The 15,587-nt window shown below is 34.8% G+C and carries 13 protein-coding genes; 9 read left to right on the top strand and 4 right to left on the bottom strand.

The features are described from left to right. Positions 1-8: 8 nt before the first annotated feature. The 5 genes from prmA to ACB089_RS07570 all read left to right on the top strand — a co-directional run bounded on the left by prmA (position 9) and on the right by ACB089_RS07570 (position 7,934). A complete protein-coding gene (prmA, locus tag ACB089_RS07550; protein ID WP_374965886.1) occupies positions 9-950 on the top strand; it encodes a 50S ribosomal protein L11 methyltransferase in 942 nt (313 codons plus the stop codon). Positions 951-1,031: 81 nt separating this feature from the next. Beyond that, the gene (locus ACB089_RS07555) at positions 1,032-1,769 is read left to right on the top strand and encodes a 16S rRNA (uracil(1498)-N(3))-methyltransferase (protein ID WP_374965887.1); all 738 of its coding nucleotides are present in this window, start codon (positions 1,032-1,034) and stop codon (positions 1,767-1,769) included. A gap of 703 nt (positions 1,770-2,472) precedes the next feature. After that, the gene (locus ACB089_RS07560) at positions 2,473-3,270 is read left to right on the top strand and encodes a CsxC family protein (RefSeq protein ID WP_374965888.1); all 798 of its coding nucleotides are present in this window, start codon (positions 2,473-2,475) and stop codon (positions 3,268-3,270) included. 679 nt (positions 3,271-3,949) lie between these two features. Beyond that, positions 3,950-6,952 (top strand): BC_2427 family protein, encoded by a 3,003-nt coding sequence (locus ACB089_RS07565; RefSeq protein ID WP_374965889.1) that lies wholly within the window; start codon positions 3,950-3,952, stop codon positions 6,950-6,952. Between the two features lie 214 nt (positions 6,953-7,166). Then, positions 7,167-7,934 carry a CsxC family protein gene (locus ACB089_RS07570; RefSeq protein WP_374965890.1) on the top strand — a complete coding sequence of 256 codons (768 nt, stop codon included), beginning with the start codon at positions 7,167-7,169 and terminating at the stop codon, positions 7,932-7,934. An 814-nt stretch (positions 7,935-8,748) separates the two neighbouring features. On the opposite strand, the gene ACB089_RS07575 is transcribed toward ACB089_RS07570, so the two are convergent. Then, complete coding sequence (locus ACB089_RS07575) at positions 8,749-9,309, bottom strand: hypothetical protein (protein WP_374965891.1); 561 nt, start codon at positions 9,307-9,309, stop codon at positions 8,749-8,751. A 259-nt stretch (positions 9,310-9,568) separates the two neighbouring features. Here ACB089_RS07575 and ACB089_RS07580 point away from each other — a divergent pair, with 259 nt between their 5' ends. The 3 genes from ACB089_RS07580 to deoC all read left to right on the top strand — a co-directional run bounded on the left by ACB089_RS07580 (position 9,569) and on the right by deoC (position 12,571). Further along, a complete protein-coding gene (locus ACB089_RS07580; RefSeq protein WP_374965892.1) occupies positions 9,569-9,763 on the top strand; it encodes a hypothetical protein in 195 nt (64 codons plus the stop codon). A 446-nt stretch (positions 9,764-10,209) separates the two neighbouring features. Beyond that, positions 10,210-11,559 carry a tRNA (N(6)-L-threonylcarbamoyladenosine(37)-C(2))-methylthiotransferase MtaB gene (gene mtaB, locus ACB089_RS07585; RefSeq protein ID WP_374965893.1) on the top strand — a complete coding sequence of 450 codons (1,350 nt, stop codon included), beginning with the start codon at positions 10,210-10,212 and terminating at the stop codon, positions 11,557-11,559. 340 nt (positions 11,560-11,899) lie between these two features. Then, the gene (gene deoC / locus ACB089_RS07590) at positions 11,900-12,571 is read left to right on the top strand and encodes a deoxyribose-phosphate aldolase (protein ID WP_374965894.1); all 672 of its coding nucleotides are present in this window, start codon (positions 11,900-11,902) and stop codon (positions 12,569-12,571) included. Between the two features lie 238 nt (positions 12,572-12,809). On the opposite strand, the gene ACB089_RS07595 is transcribed toward deoC, so the two are convergent. Beyond that, positions 12,810-13,691: a LysR family transcriptional regulator gene (locus ACB089_RS07595; protein WP_374965895.1), complete on the bottom strand. Its 882-nt coding sequence runs from the start codon at positions 13,689-13,691 to the stop codon at positions 12,810-12,812. A 97-nt stretch (positions 13,692-13,788) separates the two neighbouring features. Between ACB089_RS07595 and ACB089_RS07600 the strand changes: the two genes are divergently transcribed. Continuing rightward, on the top strand, positions 13,789-14,556 hold the full coding sequence (locus tag ACB089_RS07600) for a sulfite exporter TauE/SafE family protein (protein WP_374965896.1): 768 nt from the start codon (positions 13,789-13,791) through the stop codon (positions 14,554-14,556). A 127-nt stretch (positions 14,557-14,683) separates the two neighbouring features. On the opposite strand, the gene ACB089_RS07605 is transcribed toward ACB089_RS07600, so the two are convergent. Both ACB089_RS07605 and ACB089_RS07610 read right to left on the bottom strand, forming a co-directional pair. Beyond that, on the bottom strand, positions 14,684-15,127 hold the full coding sequence (locus ACB089_RS07605; RefSeq protein ID WP_374965897.1) for a DUF3021 domain-containing protein: 444 nt from the start codon (positions 15,125-15,127) through the stop codon (positions 14,684-14,686). Positions 15,128-15,131: 4 nt separating this feature from the next. Beyond that, positions 15,132-15,584, bottom strand: a complete 453-nt coding sequence (locus ACB089_RS07610) for a LytTR family DNA-binding domain-containing protein (protein ID WP_374965898.1) — start codon at positions 15,582-15,584, stop codon at positions 15,132-15,134. Between the last annotated feature and the right edge of the window lie 3 nt (positions 15,585-15,587).

Raw genomic sequence — 15,587 nt, forward strand, 5'->3', positions numbered from 1 at the left:
AGAGCTACGTGAAGTGGTCAGAATTATCCATTCATACAAAAAATGAAGCGGTAGAAGCAATTTCAAATATTTTGCATGAAGCTGGGGCAAGTGGTGTTGTTATAGAGGATTCTGCTGAATTTGCTAAGCCACGTGAAGATCAATATGGTGAGATTTATGCACTAAATGAAGCGGATTTTCCGAAAGATGGTGTTATTGTTAAGGCCTACTTATCAGAATCTAGTTTTTTAAACGAAACAGTCGAAGAAATTAAAGCGGCTATAACAAATCTAACGAACTTCAATATCGATATTGGTGAAAATGTTGTATCGATTGTGGAAGTAAACGAAGAAGACTGGGCAACAGCGTGGAAGCAATACTATCATCCTGTAAAAATTTCTGAACGCTTTACAATCGTACCAACATGGGAAGAATATGCACCAGTATCAACAGATGAATTAATAATTGAATTAGATCCTGGTATGGCCTTTGGTACGGGAACACACCCAACAACTGTTATGTGCTTACAAGGGCTTGAGAAGGTTGTAAAAGAGGGAGATACGGTTATCGATATCGGAACAGGGTCAGGTGTTCTATCAATTGGTGCAGCCTTATTAGGAGCTAAAAACGTACACGCGCTTGATTTAGATGAAGTAGCTGTACGTTCAGCGCAAGAAAATATTGTGTTAAACAAAGTTGATGATAAAGTATCTGTATTCCATGGGAACTTACTGGATACAGTAAAGGAACCTGCAGATGTCGTTGTAGCCAATATTTTGGCTGAAATTATTATGTCCTTTACTGACGATGCATTTTCAATTGTTAAACCGGGCGGATTATATGTCACTTCAGGCATCATCGGCGCAAAACGTGATGATGTAAAAGCAACACTAGAAGCTTCAGGCTTTGTGATCGAAGAAGTATTACTAATGGAAGATTGGGTAGCTATCATTGCCCGTCGTCCACAATAAATTGACTGAGGAAGCGCCAAATCGTGAGCCGAGTGCTTGTGATTTGGCGTTTTCTCTTCTTGTTATAAAGGAGTGTTTAACATGCAGCGTTATTTTATTGAGACGACCATAGAGGAAGCGCGTATTAGCGGAGAAGACGCACGACATATTGAACGAGTAATGCGTATGAAAGAGGGCGACAAAATCGTGGTAGTTGCACAAAATATCGCCCATATTTGTACAATTACTGCCTTTGAAGAAGAAGAGGTACTTGTCCAATCTATAGGACAGACGATTCCTTCTCCTGAGTTACCTGTTCATGTAACCGTGGCATGTGGTTTGCCCAAGGGCGATAAACTAGAGCTTATTACACAAAAGGCAACAGAGCTTGGAATGTTTGCCCTACTGCCATTTGAAGCTGAGCGTTCTATCGTTAAATGGGATAAAAAGAAGGGCGTAAAAAAGCAAGAACGTTTGCAAAAAATTGCAAAAGAAGCAGCTGAACAATCACATCGTACACAGATCCCTGAAATTTATGAACCAATCTCTTTTAAACAGCTAGTAGAACAAATGGGCAATTTCGACGCAGTTTTTATAGCAGATGAAGAGGATGCAAAAGCAGAACTACGTACAAGGTTTGCGGAGAAGCTAAAAAACGTGCATGAGAAGAAGTCGAAATCAATTCTTATTATCTTCGGTCCAGAAGGTGGCATAGCAAGAAAAGAAGCGGATGCTCTGCTTCAAGCTGGTGCCCAAACGATGTCTTTAGGACCCAGAATATTACGAGCAGAAACAGCGCCGCTTTATGCACTGTCTGCAATATCTTATGAATTTGAATGAGATAGCTTTTAAACTTGTCAAATGAGGCTCTTCACACACTTAGCTGTGCAAGAGTAAACGTCAGTATAATTGAGTATAAATGCAGTCGTGACAAGCTTTGAAGAGATAGAAATCACCATAATACTGCTGATATTAGTAATCCTAATAAAAAGAGCCGATTCAAAAATAAAACTTGAATCGGCTCTTTTTCATTGTAATACAAAAAACTAGTTAGAATAGGATCAATTAATAACAAGTGTAATTAGTGAATGTTGAATAGATTCAAATCTTCATTAATTGCTACAGGCTTATATACCATTTCTTTTCCTGAATTATCTAATATTCGTTTAATTGAAATAGGTAAAATACCAATTACAATTTCAATATTAGCTTTGTGTATAGGTTTTGGATTCGGTATTTTACACTACGAGAAAATAAATAAAAGCATAAAATGGGAAAAGGTAAGTCCCAGTGATCAGGCAAGGACCAAGTATTGGAAAACTTTAAAACAGAAGTTAAAAATTATTATAATTGATAGTAACAATTAGACCAGGTGCCGACAACGGTGAGTACCTGGCATTTTGTGTTCATTTTTATCTCTCAGCTCAAAAATCCTTTTTTAAAAATAAAAAACTAGTATACACGTCTATTCATAGATTCAATTGCTGCATATTCTGGTATGGAGAGCTCTCAAAAAATACAAAATGAAATGAGGAGATTTTTTTTGAATAATCAATCAAATAATCAATCAAATGATCAAATCCAACCTTGCCCAGTAACATCAACTGAACAAATACCATTAACTAGTGAAGTTACTCGAGTAGTCGCTACACCAGTTGTGCGTCCAATTATTAAAGTACCAGTTGTACTTGCAGAACCAACACTTCAAATAGTTGTGGAGTCGGATATTACGCTTACTCCTGCAGCAACTGAAATCAAAAGAGTGAAAAAAAATGTATTCCTAAATCAGATTAAACTAGTACCGGTTAGATTTGCACGTATTGATAACAGTGACTTTTTTAGAGTAACAAGGGCTAAATTATTTGTAGCAGGGCATATTCGCAAAAATATAGAGTATGCTGCAGCAGAATGTAATGGGGCACTTCGAGATAGAATTGCCGATGTTCCGTTTTCGGGTTTTGCAGACCTTACTTTCCCAGAAACTCCTGGGGGCCCTACTCCAATCTTAGGAATTTCCGAGTTTGCCGAAGTAAACTTCCTTAATGAAAAAACTCAAATGGATGCTCGATTGGATAAGGCATTCTTCCAAAATCTTGTTAAATACAATGAACAACCATTTGGCGAGTTAGTAGCTGCAAACTTCTTTGAACTTGATTTTTCACCAGTTATGGCAAGACCTGAAGGTACTTTCTGCACATTGCGTGAAAAAATTGTACTAGATCTTACTGTGAAAGTAGTGCAAGTTCAACAAGTCCGCCTTGATGCTGGTGGTTCTGTAATAACTCCTAATCTTTCAGGATTGACTCCACCAGTTAATGAGTCTCCTTCTAATCCTTGTTAAATCTTTAGTTTTATAGAGGAGCAACGGAGATAAAAAAGGGCATTTCAAGGGGCCCTGAAAAAAATTCAATATTTAACTTGGTAGTTGAAAGCTCGGTTGAATCGAACTTTCAACTGCCTTTTTTGTTATAGATAACGATTAGAATTCACTTACACGTTGCCTTATTATAATATTCTTATATGGAAAATCTTACTAATAATTTCTCTTCTTTCGATGACTGATTTTTGGAGTAATGCACAATTTTTTACTATGTCAGCGCCTCTCAATTGTTACTAAGATTTGGAATGCTCTGTGACAAAAGTAAAAGTAAAGCATAAAATGGTTTTAATGATAAGTGCAACACTTAGTTCAAAATAAAAGTAGCTTATAATTTTGTTGTTTAAATTGTACTTGCTGACATTCGTAATATGGGCATCTTTATGAGCTAAACACATCTACATATCTCCGGGTAAAAATAGAAAAGTGCTTGTTTTTAGGCATTAGTAAAAGCAATAAAAATGGGTTATTACGTGAGTTTTTCTTGAAGAAAACGAATTTTGATCATGTTTCCTAGAAGAACTCAAAAGTCTAAACGAAAAATCGATCAAGAAGATGTCTTAGTTGAAAAAAAGCGTAGGAATATTTTAAGAATTAACTGTTGCACTTTATTTCTTAAAACTTTATTACGAGGAGTGAATTAATGAAAACTCCATGGATTAACTATAGTGAGATGAAGGGAATTTCTTCTAAGCAAAAAGTTTTCATCATTTGTAAGAGTCAAATTAAGCCTCCAAAAAGACAAGATTATACATCTGAACCTAATTCTACATGTGAAATGTTAAATTCTCCTGATTCCGATTTTGTAAATGATCTCCTTGATATAGAAAAAGAAGATAAAAGCAGCCTTGTAGAGGGAGCGAATCTTGCAGTACATCTAGATTCCACTCGTGAACTGCTCATTGCTTCTGAAAATAAAATTGAGGATGGAATGAATGATCTCCTTAAAACAGAAGAGGTAGGTGAAACGGATCCTGTAGAAGAACAGGATCTAGCAACACATCTAGATTCCAATCGTGAACTGCTCTTTACTTCTGAAATTAAAATTGAGGATGAAATGAATAATTCCCTTGAAAAAGAAGAGGCAGAAGGAACGAATTTTATAGAAGAACAGGAACTAGCAACACATCTAGATTCCAATCGTGAACTGCTCTTTACTTCTGAAATTAAAATTGAGGATGAAATGAATAATTCCCTTGAAAAAGAAGAGGCAGAAGGAACGAATTTTATAGAAGAACAGGAACTAGCAACACATCTAGATTCCAATCGTGAACTGCTCTTTACTTCTGAAATTAAAATTGAGGATGAAATGAATAATCTCCTTGAAAAAGAAGAGGCAGAAGGAACGAATTATATAGAAGAACAGGAACTAGCAACAACACATCTAGATTCCAATCGTGAACTGCTCTTTACTTCTGAAGTTAAAATTGAGGATGAAATGAATAATCTCCTTGAAACAGAAGAAGCAGAAGGAACGAATTATATAGAAGAACAGGATCTAGCAACACATCTAGATTCCAATCGTGAACTGCTCATTGCTTCTGGAATTAAAATTGAGGATGAAATGAATAATCTCCTTGAAACAGAAGAGGCAGAAGGAACGAATTTTATAGAAGAACAGGAACTAGCAACACATCTTCATTCAAATCGTGAACTGCTCTTTACTTCTGAAAATAAAATTGAGGATGAAATGAATAATCTCCTTGAAAAAGAAGAGGCAGAAGGAACGAATTCTATAGAAGAACAGGATCTAGCAACACATCTTCATTCAAATCGTGAACTGCTCTTTACTTCTGAAAATAAAATTGAGGATGGAATGAATGATCTCCTTAAAACAGAAGAGGTAGGTGAAACGGATCCTGTAGAAGAACAGGATCTAGCAACACATCTAGATTCCAATCGTGAACTGCTCTTTACTTCTGAAATTAAAATTGAGGATGAAATGAATAATTCCCTTGAAAAAGAAGAGGCAGAAGGAACGAATTTTATAGAAGAACAGGAACTAGCAACACATCTTCATTCAAATCGTGAACTGCTCTTTACTTCTGAAAATAAAATTGAGGATGAAATGAATAATCTCCTTGAAAAAGAAGAGGCAGAAGGAACGAATTATATAGAAGAACAGGATCTAGCAACACATCTTCATTCAAATCGTGAACTGCTCTTTACTTCTGAAAATAAAATTGAGGATGGAATGAATGATCTCCTTAAAACAGAAGAGGTAGGTGAAACGGATCCTGTAGAAGAACAGGATCTAGCAACACATCTAGATTCCAATCGTGAACTGCTCTTTACTTCTGAAATTAAAATTGAGGATGAAATGAATAATTCCCTTGAAAAAGAAGAGGCAGAAGGAACGAATTCTATAGAAGAACAGGAACTAGCAACACATCTAGATTCCAATCGTGAACTGCTCTTTACCTCTGAAATTAAAATTGAGGATGAAATGAATAATCCCCTTGAAAAAGAAGAGGCAGAAGGAACGAATTCTATAGAAGAACAGGATCTAGCAACAACACATCTAGATTCCAATCGTGAACTGCTCTTTACTTCTGAAGTTAAAATTGAGGATGAAATGAATAATCTCCTTGAAACAGAAGAAGCAGAAGGAACGAATTCTATAGAAGAACAGGATCTAGCAACACATCTAGATTCCAATCGTGAACTGCTCATTGCTTCTAAAATTGAAATTGAGGATGAAATGAATAATCTCCTTGAAACAGAAGAGGCAGAAGGAACGAATCCTATGGAAGAACAAGATTTTGCAGCTCAACCAGACTCTAATCGTGAATTTATAAGTTTTTCTGAAACCGCTGGTGAGGATAAAATTATGAGTCTTACAGATACAGAAGATCTGGAGAAAACCAATCCTGCAGGTCATGTCAGTGCATTTCCCGATTCAATACAAGGAAAAGTATGTTCTCTAACCAAAAAAATCCTAATTTCTACTCACGTTGAAATTGATGATTTTCTCCATGCTCCTATCTGTGGTGAGATAGCTAAAAATACATTTGAATTTTTTGATCAAAACAATCACCTTTCTCCTCAATTTGAAACCAAACTAATTAATACTACGATGGATTATCCTGAACAGCCTAATTGTCGTTTGGTTCGTTCTAAAATAAATGAAAGTATATTTTTAATGAAAAATGATACTTTTGATAACAATAATCAGAAGAATAATCCGTTTAAATCAGTTGCAGTTCCCTTACATAATACACAATCAATTAAAAAAGGAGAGACACATAATCACTCTTGTACTTCAGATGATTTTATGAATATTAGAGTTCCAGTTGTAGTAGGAGAGTACAAAATTGAAATATGCCTAGAAGAATATTTTGTATTTGACAATGGAATTGCGGGAGTTAAAGACATCTCGAATGAGATAGTATTAACCAATAGTAGATTTGTACCTAATCAGTTTTCTCAAACATTAGGTAATGGGACTTGTACAGCGTTAAAGGGAAATTTAATTATTGAAGGATTTATAAATCAAAATATTGAGTATACGGCATATCACACAATGAATACGGTACCTACACAACATGAGTCATTAGTTCAATCAAATCAATTGTGCCAAAACATAGTATTAGAATTAATTATTCATATGCTACAAATACAGCAAATTCGAGTGTTGAGGGTCTAGAGGATAATTGAAACTTATTGTTCACGTCAAAAATCTTTTTTTTAACTTCTTTCAGCAAATGCCTTTTGTAGCGACAGATACAATTCTGCCGAGGCATAATTGATTATCAGTTGAATAACTAGTATATACGTCTATGCATATAGCTAATTACTACATATTCTAGAAATATAGAGAGCGCTCTCTAATACTAAAAAAAATGAAAAGAGGAATCTGTTTGAGTGATCAATTAGAAAATCAATGCCTTCCTTGTCCAGTGACATCGACTGAACAAATACCATTAGCTAGTGAAGTTACTCCAATACACGCTACACCAGTTACGGGTCCAATTATTAAAGTACCAGTTGTACTTGCAGAACCGACACTTCAAATAGTTGTGGAGTCGGATATTACGCTTACTCCAGCAGCAACTGAAATCAAAAGAGTGAAAAAAAATGTATTCCTAAATCAAGTTAAACTAGTACCGGTTAGCTTTGCACGTATTGGTACAACTGACTTTTTTAAGGTAACAAGGGCTAAATTATTTGTAGCAGGGCATATTCGGAAAAATATAGAATATGCTTCAGCAGCATGTAATGGGGCACTTCGAGATAGAATTGCCGATGTTCAGTTTTCTGGTTTTACAGATCTTACTTTCCCACAAACACCTGAAGGCCCTACTCCGATCTTTGGAATTTCCGAGTTTTCCGAAGTAAACTTCCTAAATGAAAATACTCAAATGGATGCTCGATTGGATAAGGCTTTCTTCCAAAATCTTGTTAAATACAATGAACAACCATTTGGCGAATTAATAGCTGCAAACTTCTTTGAACTTGATTTTTCACCAATTATGGCAGCACCAGAAGGTACTTTCAGCACATTGCGTGAAAAAATTGTACTGGAACTTACTGTAAAAGTAGTGCAAGTTCAACAAGTTCGCCTTGGACCTGGTAGTCAAATAATAACTCCTGTTCTTTTAGGACTTACTCCTCCTGCTGGTCAATGATAATTCATAGTTTTAGAGGATTATAATACATGAACTACCCACTACGTAGCTAATGATTGAAGTGGGAGTCTTCTGTCTGGAAATGATAAAAAGGGCTGTTCAATACAAAAAAAGTAATCATAAAAAAAGCAATCATAAAAAAAGCCCTGAAATATTTAATGGCCATAGACAAAAATCCAAGAATTGAGTTGACAGTTGAAAATTCGGTCAATCTAATTTTCAACTGCTTTTTACAATTTATCTTCTTTCAGCAAATATTTTTTGTAACAAGTACTTTGTGTAAGCATAAAGGCGAATCCGTACGCAATTATCCCAAGGTATAATTAATTTACCAAAGTAACGAGCCGCCAAAAATCGTGAGTTTCCATACTCAAGTTGTGCCTGAGTAAACGATATTATGATTTGATTGCGAATAAATATAGTCGTGGTAAGGCTTGAAGGAGTAAGAAAAAACCATACCCAGTGAGTAATCCTAACAATAAGAGCCGATTCAAAAAACTTTGAATCGGCTTAATTAGTCGAAAAAACAACTTTACTTATGAAACGTTTCAAAATTAATACTAAACTGTATTAACACACATGTTAATTTGTGAAAATCATAGGGTAGATTTCCAGAAAAATCAGTGTGCAGACACCGATATTTAGCTTATGTGCTTTCACTATTCAGATTAGCACAAAGGATGTATTATTAAAAAAAATGATTTATAAAAAGTAGATACCGAATTCCTAAATGCAATAAAAGATTACGATTCTTATCCAGTTAAATTCATTTGATGAAATTATAGCGTTAAAAAGGCAACTTCAATTGAGTGACTTAATTTATTTTGCCGAACTTTTTCATGAAATCTTGTCGCTTTTGGTCATCGTTACCGATAGGATTAACGAATTTGGTAGTCCAAGAATCTTCCGTTTTTAAATCTTCAACTTTAAAGCCAAGGTATTCATTAACGGACGATCTATCTATGTCGATTGAATATGTTTTCCCGTCAAACGGTAATGTCATTTTTGCTCCAGTGAGTTCAGGGAATTGTCGTAACAAATCAACGTTTTCAATGACAAGAATTTTTTCTATTGTTTCCTCAGTATCGAAGAATATCTTATAGTCATCAACCGTTAAATAGTTATCAGTATTATCGATTTTATACTCATCAAAATTAGCATAATATTCAATGACACTATAATTATCAGTTAATGAAATATTTTTAACAAACATTCCAGCTTTGATATTACTGGCATAATCCTTTAATTCGTTTTCATCAACGGTTTTTGAGTGGTCCTCTGCAACAGGGGTTTCTTCTTTAGGTTTAGCTTCTTCCTCGCCACACGCTGTCAGTAATAATACTGATAATGCCCCGATATAAAATAATTTCTTCATTTATAAATGCACTTCCTTCCAAATATCATTGTAAGAAAGTATGCATTTAAAGTACATATAAAAAAACAGACAACCAATATTAGTTATCTGTTTCCTCATTATCTATATACGTTATATCTTCGTTTCATCTTCTAAGATAAAATTTGCTTCATATTTCTCCAAGCACTTCAGCAATTTCCAATAGCTCTTTTTCGCTAAAATTATCATGCTTTATTTTCTTCCACAGGTTTATTAAATTACTTTTTGGGGAGGAGTATCCGTGAATAATTATTTTAAGTTCGAGCATGAACGTTCTAACTATTTATTAGAGCAAACGCTCGTATTATCTACCGTAAAAGGTTACTTGAAAGGAATTATCAAGTACGATGAATCCAGTGAAGTTGTCGAGTTTGCGACTATGTTACTGGGAATCATAGATGAAGGATTAGCAGCTGTAGAAGAAAAATTCAAGTAATTGGTATAAGGATCAAGAAAGTGAGGTGAAAACGATGGCAATTGAATACTTAGAAACATACACAACATTCGATTCAATAGCAGACATGGACTCAGCTGTTGAGAATCACAAGGCAGCACATTACTATGATGGGTGGTCTGAATTTTTTGTCTAAAAGCATGATAATTATAATAGTAGAAAGACCATCTTTTTAGGACCGGTAAATAATTTGTGACGCTATCAACGTCCAAGCAAGGATCAAATTCTAAGGTATGCCGATCTAGCACTTAATACACAAGTGATCCATATAAACAAATAATTGGTACTAAATATTATGGTGCTTGTTTTTTTATGAAATATAATAACCCTAACCAAAAAGCTAGGCTCATTATATTTATTTGTGCTATTATAAGACACGTTGATAAATTTATTTATTGTAGTGTATTTTTGAAAGGATGATATATATTATGAGTAACGAGCGATCAAAAATCGTGAGTTTCCATACTCTAGGTTGTAAAGTAAATCATTATGAAACAGAAGCAATTTGGCAGTTATTTAAAGAAGAAGGCTATGAACGTACGGAATTTGATAAGCAAGCCGACGTTTATGTCATTAATACGTGTACTGTAACAAATACAGGGGATAAAAAATCACGTCAGGTCATTCGACGTGCTGTTCGTCAAAATCCGGATGCTGTTATTTGTGTAACAGGATGCTATGCTCAAACGTCTCCAGCAGAAATTATGGCGATACCTGGTGTTGATATTGTTGTTGGAACACAGGATCGTACAAAATTGCTTGGTTATATCGAGCAATATCTTAATGAGCGTCAACCGATTAATGCTGTACGCAACATTATGAAAAATCGTGTGTATGAGGAACTAGATGTACCAGCATTTACAGACCGTACACGTGCATCTTTAAAAATACAAGAGGGCTGTAATAATTTCTGTACTTTTTGTATTATTCCGTGGGCTCGTGGGTTAATGCGTTCTCGTGACCCTAAGGAAGTATTAAGCCAAGCACAACAACTAGTGGATGCAGGGTATCTTGAAATTGTCCTAACTGGTATTCACACAGGCGGTTATGGACAAGACTTAAAAGATTACAACCTAGCACAATTACTACGTGAACTAGAGGCGAATGTTAAAGGTTTAAAACGTCTCCGTATTTCTTCAATTGAAGCAAGTCAATTAACAGACGAAGTGATTGAAGTGTTACGTGAATCAAAAATCGTAGTTAACCATTTACACATTCCAATCCAATCTGGCTCTGACACAGTTTTAAAACGTATGCGACGTAAGTATACAATGGAGTTTTTCGGTGAACGCTTAACTAAACTACATGAAGCTTTACCAGACTTAGCAGTTACATCTGACGTAATTGTAGGTTTCCCAGGAGAAACTGAAGAAGAGTTCATGGAAACGTATAACTTTATTCGTGATCATAAGTTTTCTGAATTACACGTATTCCCGTTCTCTCCACGTACAGGCACACCAGCTGCACGTATGGAGGACCAAATTGATGAGGATATTAAAAACGAACGTGTTCACCGCTTAATCGCTTTAAATGACCAATTGGCGAAGGAATATGCTTCTCGCTTTGAGGATCAAGTACTAGAAGTAATTCCAGAAGAATTCGTGCATGATGGAAGTGATGAGGAAGGACTTTTAACTGGTTATACAGATAACTACTTGAAAGTAGTATTTGAAGGTCCGGAAAGCCTAATCGGTCAGCTTGTGAAGGTGAAAATTACCCAAGCTGGATACCCTCATTCTAAAGGACAATTTGTGCGTGTATTAGAAACAGTTAGATAGTAAAAGGATTGCCTATCGTTTTTTGATAGGACAATCCTTTTTTTTGTTTCTTTTAAAAATCTACATGCTAAGCAGTAACAGAGGAAGCCGAGCGGAAAAGCGGAGTACCTGAGCGAATAACAGGGGAGGTGAGCGGACTAACCTCAGAAAAGCAGTCCATCTAAGCGAATAACTAAGCAAGTTCAGCAAAACCTTGTTCAGTGGGAGCGAATCAAGCGGGATTTCTAAGAGTTACTAAAATTGTCATCTAATAAAAAGAAAGAAATTAGACGACAACGTGAAAAAATGGTATGATGCCAAAGAGGTACGTACAACTTGTTGATAGAAGGAGAGTCTAATAATGGAACAAAATTTTGCGCGTATGATTGATCATACATTATTAAAGGCTGAAGCAACAAAAGAGCAAATCGAAAAACTTTGTGCCGAGGCAAAACAATTTAGCTTTGCTTCTGTTTGTGTAAATCCGACTTGGGTAAAATATAGTAGTGAGCTTTTACAAGGCTCAGATGTTTTAGTTTGTACTGTAATTGGCTTCCCTCTAGGTGCTAATACTCCAGCAGTTAAAGCATTTGAGGCAAAAGATGCGATTGCTAACGGCGCTAAAGAAGTAGATATGGTCATTAATATCGGTGCTTTAAAAGATAAAAACTATGACCTTGTACAAGCGGATATTGCTGCAGTTGTTGAAGCGGCAAAAGGCAGTGCGCTAGTGAAAGTTATTATTGAAACTTGCTTACTAACAGAGGAAGAAAAAGTGAAAGCATGTGAGCTAGCGGTCGCAGCAGGGACTGATTATGTGAAAACATCAACTGGCTTCTCTACAGGTGGCGCTACAGTAGAGGATATTGCCTTAATGCGTAAAACAGTAGGTCCAGAGCTAGGTGTAAAAGCGTCTGGCGGTGTTAGAAGCTTAGAGGACATGAAAAAAATGATTGAGGCTGGAGCAACTCGTATTGGAGCAAGCTCTGGTGTAGCCATTATGAATGGCTTAATTGCAGATTCTAATTATTAAGGTTACTTAAATCAAATATAGTAGTGGTTGTGGGGCTGTTCTTTACGAACTAGCCCCACTTTTATTTAAACTTGGACATCATGCCGCTGTTGCAGTCCATCTATATAATGCACCTAGATAGGTTTTTTAGACCCTCTGGGATAAAAGGGAGGTCTGTACTTCATTGTGTCCAGGTACTAGCCTAGCCCTACATGGATGGCTAAAGGGGGCTTAATTTGATAAGAATTTCACCTAATTATCACTTTATATCTAAGTTTTCTTTTAGAAATTGTATAAAGGGGTGTTCAATTGTTTCATTTTTCCTCGTGCAAATAAATAAGCTTTGTTTAATATCAATTCCATCAATATAAATCCGAGCTAACTTTTGGCTTTCAATGCTATTTGTCACACTAAAAGAAGGGGCAAGCATAAAGCCATAACCTGCTTCAACAACCTTGATCGATTCATGTAAGCCTTGCATTTGTACGCCTACTTTAGGTAAAGGACAATCATTTGTGTAAAATATAGCTTCAAGTAAATCTAGCGTGGCGCTACCTTTCTCTCGATAAACGATTTCCTCTTTTGACAAAGTCTTCAGCGGTACTGTTTGGTTCGCCAGTTTATGCAATGGATGTGCGACAAAATAAAATTCTATGTCTACTATTTTTTCGAAGTTTAAATCCTCTCGTTCTAGATTGCCTTGAACCACAAATCCAAAGTCAGCTTGATAATTTAGTAATTGTTCTTCTACATTCTTAACATTCCCTAATGAAATAACAAATTTTACGTTTGGCTTCATCAATTTATATTCCGCAATATACGGAGGCAAAACATAATTAATCGGAATATAGGATGAGGCAATCTGTATTTTTTCTTCTTTTGTTATAAATGTTTTTATTTTTTCAGTCATTTGTTCTTCTAAATAAAATAAGCGTTGACCTTGTTCGTAAATGTATTGTCCTTCTGTTGTAAGTTGGATACCACGCCCTTTATTTTTGATTAATTTTAGATTTAATTCTTTTTCTAAATTACGTATTTGAATTGTGACAGCAGGTTGACTTAAGCGTAGTTCATTTGCAGCTGCCGTAATACTTCCTAGCCTTGCTACACTAGTAAAAATTCGTAATGAATGTAAGTTCATAAAACACCTCTTTCATAAAAAAAAATTATGAATTTGCTAAAAATATTAAATTGTTTTATATGGATTATATCAGTATTTTTAAGGTAGAGGTGATTTTATGGGAGTTTTATTAAGTGAATGGATTTCAATAAATGGATTGCAACTATTTACTATTGGGGTAATTGCCGCAATTATAGGTGTTATGTTTGGTGCAGCTGGATTTATTTTATTGCCTGCTATGTTATTAGTTGGAGTTCCAATACACACAACTGTTGCGATCAATAAATTTGCAACAGGCGTTTCAGCTTTATCAAATGTTATAACATTTATTGTAAAAAGAAATATTTCAATTCAAACCGTTATACCCCTTATTATAATTTCTAGTTTTGGAGGTGTAATGGGTGCATTTTTTGCTACTCGCTTATCCGAGCAAATAATGAATGTTATCGCTTGTATCATACTTATTTTTGCCTTTTTCATTGTAGTAAAGAGCAATAATTTTCTAGCAGCTGATGAAAAAGAAACGGAAATACAGCCGACATCATTGGCTATTCCATTTCTTATTAGTATGTATGATGGGGGTTTTGGACCAGGATCAGCATTGATGAATATAACGTATTATTTGAAAAAGCATTATCTTTATATAAAAGCAGTTGAGTTTACACGAATCATATCATTTTCAAGTTGTTCAGGAGCATTTGTCTTTTACTACTTTTTAGGCATTATGAATTGGGGAATTGCTATACCTGTAACTGTTGGCTCAATTTTCGGATCGTTTATTGGATTGAAAATTTTACCTTATATGAAAGGTAAATGGATTCAAACGCTTTTACCTATTATCTTGTTCTTGTTAATTGTACAAGTAGTTTCCGATTTGTTATTCTAGTAACTTTCAGGCATCTCGAAGCCTTTATGCGCTTACCTGTTTTACCTAAAAACCTTAAACGATAGACCAAATCATCCATTCTAAAAATGATGTGAGTTGAAATTTCACATCATTTTTTTGTATAAAATTATTTTAGGTTGTTATGATGCTTATTGATTAGCTTATTAATCTTTCTATTCATTTTTTTCGCTTCAGTTAGGTTGTATAAATAAAATAGCAGCCAAGAAATAGTAAAAAGTAAAATACTGAAAAATAACATTAACAGAATCGATCCTAGAGATGATGCTGGAATCCAATTTAAAAGTAACGCAACAACTAAAAATATTCCTATAGAAATGGTAAAATGGATAGCCGTTTGTTGTAAAAACGTTAAACGCTCTACTTTATAAATAGATGATGGTAATACACAAGCAACTCCTACAATAATTGAACCTAAAACCTGATGTATGAAATCAGCCATAACAGCTTCTAAAAAATTGTCTCCAAAAATCCAATAACCAAAAAGATTAATAACAACAAAAACTGTACATCCCATACTTATACCAAATCCTACATTCTTAATAAAATGCATCTATTTAAACCCCCAAACGCTTTTTAAATTGCTTTCGATAATTACGAGAAATTACTTCTTTAATGCCCAAAACTAGCTCAATTTCCATTGTTCCATTAAATGAAGCCTCAATATTTTTAATTTTTGATAGGTTTATAATTGCAGATTTAGAAATCCGTATAAAATTATTCCCCAATAGTTGCTCTAATTCATATAAAGGTTTACTTAAAATAAGACGATGCTCATCCTCATCATATAAAGCTAATTCTCTTCCTTCAGTTCGAATAACAATAATTGAATTTGGATCAATGATATATGTTTTATTATTGGCTATTCCTGTTAAAATTTGCTCTTCATTCTCTTGTTGTAATAACGAAATAGCAGCTTGAATCGTTGGAGTAAGTTTAGCTGTACAAATTGTAATGTGTGGTTCTTCATACTCTGTATCAATTTTTATCTCTATTTTCAGAATTATCACCTC

Origin of the sequence: Lysinibacillus sp. RS10 (assembly GCF_041956855.1) — a bacterium.
GTDB classification, from domain to species: domain Bacteria; phylum Bacillota; class Bacilli; order Bacillales_A; family Planococcaceae; genus Lysinibacillus; species Lysinibacillus xylanilyticus_A.

Excerpts from the sequence above, each read along its gene's own strand:
- ACB089_RS07600 (WP_374965896.1), top strand. The coding sequence starts at position 13,789 with ATGGGAGTTTTATTAAGTGAATGGATTTCAATAAATGGATTGCAACTA.
- ACB089_RS07575 (WP_374965891.1), bottom strand. The coding sequence starts at position 9,309 with ATGAAGAAATTATTTTATATCGGGGCATTATCAGTATTATTACTGACA.
- ACB089_RS07565 (WP_374965889.1), top strand. The coding sequence starts at position 3,950 with ATGAAAACTCCATGGATTAACTATAGTGAGATGAAGGGAATTTCTTCT.
- ACB089_RS07595 (WP_374965895.1), bottom strand. The coding sequence starts at position 13,691 with ATGAACTTACATTCATTACGAATTTTTACTAGTGTAGCAAGGCTAGGA.
- ACB089_RS07555 (WP_374965887.1), top strand. The coding sequence starts at position 1,032 with ATGCAGCGTTATTTTATTGAGACGACCATAGAGGAAGCGCGTATTAGC.
- mtaB (WP_374965893.1), top strand. The coding sequence starts at position 10,210 with ATGAGTAACGAGCGATCAAAAATCGTGAGTTTCCATACTCTAGGTTGT.
- deoC (WP_374965894.1), top strand. The coding sequence starts at position 11,900 with ATGGAACAAAATTTTGCGCGTATGATTGATCATACATTATTAAAGGCT.
- ACB089_RS07605 (WP_374965897.1), bottom strand. The coding sequence starts at position 15,127 with ATGCATTTTATTAAGAATGTAGGATTTGGTATAAGTATGGGATGTACA.